The organism is Flavobacterium sp. UGB4466 (assembly GCF_903469665.1).
GTDB classification, from domain to species: Bacteria; Bacteroidota; Bacteroidia; order Flavobacteriales; family Flavobacteriaceae; genus Flavobacterium; species Flavobacterium lipolyticum.
Window position 1 is genome coordinate 1 of sequence record NZ_CAGKLC010000174.1, and the last position, 5,461, is coordinate 5,461.

Here is a 5,461-nt window from a genome sequence, read left to right on the forward strand (position 1 = left end):
ACGGAGTGGCTTTTGCTTTTATAGCACTTTAAAAGTGGTTAATGTATCACTAATATTGAAATCACCGCTGAAGAAATTATTCAATATGGTATAACGCCGTTACTTAAAAATATACCTAGTAGAAAAATGGCACGAGGAATAGAACAAAATTTAATCAATCATAATGGTTTAAAAAAATTATAGAATCAAATAAATAGTATATCAAAAACTAATCAGGCAGGTAAACATGCTGGTACTATGGAAAATGCGGCGCAATATCTTAATACGCATTTACCTGGCTGGAATAAATAAGGAAAATGAAAAAAAATAAAATAGAAACGGGGTCAATAATTAAGATTTCTTTAGAGCACGGATTTGGCTTTGTTTTAGCGAAGTTTATTAATCTAAAAGAGATCAAAGAAGATATAGGATATAATGAATTTATATATGTTTATAATCGTGTTTTTAAGGACGAGGATATTATAATAGACGATATTGACAATAATGATTTATTACTAGGGGGTATATACGTTCTTAATCCCTATCCTGCCTTAAAAAATAAAATATGGGAAATAGTTGGGGTACTCGAACCAAAGGAAACGGAATTGAAAATACCAGATTTTAAAGATTTTGGACCTCTATTAGCTTCATATGAAAAAGATGCTAAAATTTGGTATTGCATACATAATGCTGAAGTTAATAACAGGATGGTTGTTGATTACGATAAAATAAAACATTTGGAATTATTTGTCTATCGTGCGTATGGCTCAATAATTGTACGCTTAACAATGGAGGTTATAAGGCAAAATAATAAACAGATAGAAGATTATTATGATTTAAAAGAACATGATGATTTAGCATCATATTATAATACTATCTACACACCTATTTATTCAAGTATTCCAAAAGAAATTAGAGGAAAAGCTATTTTGTAATCTTATATTGTTACTGAGTAAGCCTGAGAAATAGGAAAGTTTAAAGAATTTCCTTAGGTTTCCGGAGTTAGATCAGATTTTGCTGAATTTACTACAAAAAAACATATGAAGTAAAGACTAATATCCTATGGGCAATAAAAGCAAGAGAAAAGCAACTAAAAAAATATAAAGCTATTTTTGAAAAAGCTTATCCTAAAACTATTTGGAATACAGTTTTAGATACATATTAATTAAGTAAAAAATGGAGAAAAAGGAATTAGTAAAATTTTTGGATGGAATTTTTGTGCCATTAAATTTTAAGCGAAAAGGAAATAATTGGGTTTCAAATGGAGAAACAGTAAATAGAATTATAAATCTCCAAAAGTCACAATACAGTAATGCTTTTTATATTAATTATGGGTATATATTGAATAGTTTGCCTCTTGATAATTGGACATCTCACATAGATAGTCGTGTAGGAGGTAAAGAGAAAGAAGAAGAAAAACTTATAACAGATTTATTGAATTTAGAAAGTGATTTTAAAACAGAGGAAAGATTTTATCTTTTAGGAAAAATAATTAATGAAAAAATAGTAAAAGAAGTACAGTTTGTATTTAGCGAAGATGATGTTTTGAAAATTTTAAAAGAAAGAGAATTTCTATATACTATACCTCCAGCGGTATTGAGACACTTTAATTTAACGTTATAATTAATTAAAGATTTTAAGCAATTGGAGTCATAGAAAATGTAATTACAGCAAAAGAAAGGGTAATGTTACAGATTAGGTGTTTTTGCAAAATAACGATGTAACGAACTGAAAGAGAATATAAAATTTTAATTCTTGAATAGAAAGAGAGGTGACCTATTGGTCGCCTCTTTCGTTTTTTGTCTTTTAATAAGCCTTAAAATGCTTTTAGCTTAGCTTAAGCAAAAATCAACCGTCTGATTCTCTCTGTATAACTTTTTGATACAGGTTTAATAAAAATTTAGTGGTAAATTTGTAAGTACATCTAAAATCAAAAAATCAGATCAAATAGGGATATGAGCACATTATTCGTTAAAAACATGGTTTGCAACCGCTGTATTATGGTGGTTCAGAACGAACTTGAAAAATTTGGACTAGAATTTACCCACATAAAGCTTGGGGAGGTTACCCTGGCAAAAGAACTGACTGCTACCGATAGAACTTTACTGGAGCAGAAACTGGTTGCTCTTGGATTTGAAGTGATCGACGATAAAAAAAGCAGAATCATCGAAAAGATTAAAAACATCATTATTGATTTGGTACACCATCAGGATAATGATACCAAAAATAACCTGTCGGATATCCTGAGCGAAAAGATCAATCATGACTATAATTATCTTTCCAATTTGTTTTCGGAGGTGGAGGGGACTACTATAGAAAAGTATTTTATTGCCCAAAAAATTGAAAAAATAAAAGAACTTCTAGTGTACGATGAGTTATCGCTTAGTGAGATCGCTTTACGTCTGAACTACTCCAGTGTGGCTTATCTGAGCAATCAGTTTAAAAAAGTAACCGGCCTGACTCCAAGTTATTTCAAGCAAATTCGGGCAGAGAAAAGAAAACCTCTGGATGAGGTGAAGTAAATATTACAAATCAAATCCATAATTCCACAATACATTTCAGTGCTATTCTTGCCAACTTTGCAGGTATAAAAGAACAACTGAATTATGGCAACAACTGATAATAATAAGGAAACAATTTACATTCCGTTAGAAGATGTAAACAGCGAGCACTGTGCATTAATCGTAGAGAAAGGATTGGCAGAGGTTAGAGGAATTGAAACTCACAAGGTGGAAGTTAACAACCGCAGAGCCGCTATAACGGTTAAAGGCAATGAAACAGTTGGTAACGCTGTGAAGGTTATTAAAGACCTTGGGTATGGTGTACCAACCGTAAAAAATACGTTCCCGGTTCTGGGAATGACCTGTGCCTCTTGTGCCAGCAGTGCAGAAAGTATAGTAACTTATGAATTGGGAGTAGTGGATGCTTCGGTAAACTTTGCAACAGGAAATCTTACTGTTGAATATCTTCCCAACCTTACAGATGCTTCTAAATTGCAAAAAGCAGTTCAGGGCGTTGGTTACGACTTGCTTATTTTAGAGGAAGCGAAACAACAAGAGTCTTTAGAGACTATTCATGCAGAAAATTTCAAAAAATTAAAAAACAAAACCATCTGGGCGGTGTTATTGTCATTGCCTGTGGTGGTGATAGGGATGTTCTTCATGAATATTCCTTATGCCAATGAGATCATGTGGCTTTTTTCAACGCCTGTAATTCTTTGGCTGGGGAAAGACTTCTTTGTAAATGCATGGAAGCAGGCCAAACATCGCTCGGCCAATATGGATACGCTGGTAGCTCTGAGTACGGGAATTGCTTACCTGTTTAGTGTTTTTAATATGTTATTCATAGATTTCTGGCACCAACGCGGATTGCACGCGCACGTTTACTTTGAAGCGGCGGCAGTTGTGATTGCGTTTATTCTGCTAGGTAAATTATTAGAAGAAAAAGCAAAAGGAAATACGTCATCGGCTATTAAAAAACTAATGGGACTGCAGCCTAAAACCGTGATCGTTATTCAACCCGACGGGACAGAAAAACAAGTAGCTATTGAAGAAGTAAATGCAGGAGCTGTTATTTTGGTTAAGCCGGGTGAAAAAATTGCGGTAGACGGTATGGTTACCTCAGGTCATTCTTATGTGGATGAGAGTATGTTAAGCGGTGAACCGGTTCCGGTACTGAAAAAAGAAAATGAAAAAGTGTTTGCAGGAACCATTAATCAAAAAGGAAGTTTTCAATTTAAAGCCGTTAAAGTAGGTAAAGAAACCATGTTGGCCCAGATTATCAAGATGGTGCAGGATGCTCAGGGAAGTAAGGCTCCGGTGCAGAAATTGGTCGATAAAATTGCGGGGATATTTGTTCCGATTGTAATGGGTATTGCACTTCTTACTTTTATGGCCTGGATGCTTTTGGGTGGAGACAATGCCGTAGTGCAAGGACTGCTGGCAGCGGTTACTGTATTGGTTATTGCCTGTCCTTGTGCTTTGGGTCTGGCCACACCAACTGCGATTATGGTAGGTGTAGGTAAAGGTGCCGAAAACGGAATATTAATCAAAGATGCCGAGAGTTTAGAATTGGCCAGAAAAGTAACGGCTATTGTACTCGATAAAACGGGAACGATTACCGAAGGAAGACCACAAGTGACCGGTATAAAGTGGTTAAAAGACGTGGATAGGACCAAAGATATTCTGCTAAGTATTGAAAAACAATCAGAACATCCGTTAGCCGAAGCAGTGGTGAAAAGTCTGGAAGGAGTGTCAGGTGTGGTTTTATCCAATTTTGAGAGTATTACCGGTAAAGGTGCGAAAGCGGTTTATGCCGATGAAACATATTATGTGGGGAACAAAAAACTGCTGGCAGAAAATAGTATTGTCATTGCAGAATCACTATTGATTCAGGCAGAAGAATGGGGGAAGGAGTCCAAGACGGTGATTTGGTTTACCAATAGCAAGCAGGCACTTTCGGTTATTGCGATATCCGACAAAATCAAAGAAACATCTGTTCAGGCGATCAAAGAATTGCAGGAGATGAATATTGAATTGTATATGCTCACAGGAGATAACGAAGCGACTGCAAAAGCGATTGCCGCACAAACGGGGATCAAACATTATAAAGCAGAGGTTTTGCCACAGCACAAAGCCGATTTTATAAAAGAATTACAGCAGCAAGGTAAAACAGTGGCAATGGTAGGTGATGGTATCAACGACAGTACAGCTCTGGCAACTGCAGATGTCAGTATCGCGATGGGCAAGGGAAGTGATATTGCAATGGATGTAGCAAAAATGACGATTATCTCCTCTGATCTGACCAAAATACCTCAGGCGATTCGTCTGTCTAAACAAACGGTTGCGACAATCAAACAGAACTTGTTTTGGGCGTTTATTTACAATCTTATCGGTATTCCGCTTGCAGCAGGGGTACTTTATCCGATAAATGGATTTTTACTAAACCCAATGATTGCAGGTGCTGCCATGGCTTTGAGCAGCGTGAGTGTAGTGAGTAACAGCTTGCGTCTGAAATGGAAAAAATAAACTCTTGATGCGTTTGTCAAACGGCGGTTCCAAAGATTATGGGCCGCCGTTTTTATTTGTAGACCATCTGACTGAAATCATTTTAATTCCTGGAAATATCGTACTTGTATACCTGGAAAGGGCGTTAGACTAATGAATTCAGGTTTCTGGTTAATTACTATGGCGTTCCCCTCCGGGTCGGGCTGTCCGCTAAATCTTTTGTGATAGCCATTTTTTGCCTGGCATAAAAATAACAGGAATCACAAAAGGATACCGCTTTCATCCCTAACGCAGTCTGCGACAGAGGGAATATTTAAGGAAAAGAACCCTTCTTATCTAATAATTTATAGAGTATTATGAAGAGTATTGCCCTGAAAGAGCAAAAACATCAGCATGGTGCTTTCATCCCTAACGCAGTCTGCGACAGAGGGAATATTTAAGGAAAAGAACCCTTCTTATCTAATAATTTATAGAGT

4 protein-coding genes are annotated in these 5,461 nt (G+C 36.1%); all 4 read left to right on the plus strand.

Annotated features, from left to right (window positions below):
* Window positions 1-296: 296 nt before the first annotated feature.
* The 4 genes from JO950_RS21045 (at window position 297) to JO950_RS21060 (ending at window position 5,006) form a co-directional block, all read left to right on the plus strand.
* Window positions 297-914, plus strand: a complete 618-nt coding sequence (locus JO950_RS21045; RefSeq protein WP_202704402.1) for an Imm26 family immunity protein — start codon at window positions 297-299, stop codon at window positions 912-914.
* A gap of 241 nt (window positions 915-1,155) precedes the next feature.
* Window positions 1,156-1,602 carry a DUF4304 domain-containing protein gene (locus JO950_RS21050; RefSeq protein ID WP_202704403.1) on the plus strand — a complete coding sequence of 149 codons (447 nt, stop codon included), beginning with the start codon at window positions 1,156-1,158 and terminating at the stop codon, window positions 1,600-1,602.
* Between the two features lie 332 nt (window positions 1,603-1,934).
* Window positions 1,935-2,501 (plus strand): AraC family transcriptional regulator, encoded by a 567-nt coding sequence (locus JO950_RS21055; protein WP_202704404.1) that lies wholly within the window; start codon window positions 1,935-1,937, stop codon window positions 2,499-2,501.
* Between the two features lie 84 nt (window positions 2,502-2,585).
* Window positions 2,586-5,006 (plus strand): heavy metal translocating P-type ATPase, encoded by a 2,421-nt coding sequence (locus JO950_RS21060; RefSeq protein WP_202704405.1) that lies wholly within the window; start codon window positions 2,586-2,588, stop codon window positions 5,004-5,006.
* The last annotated feature ends 455 nt before the right edge of the window (window positions 5,007-5,461 follow it).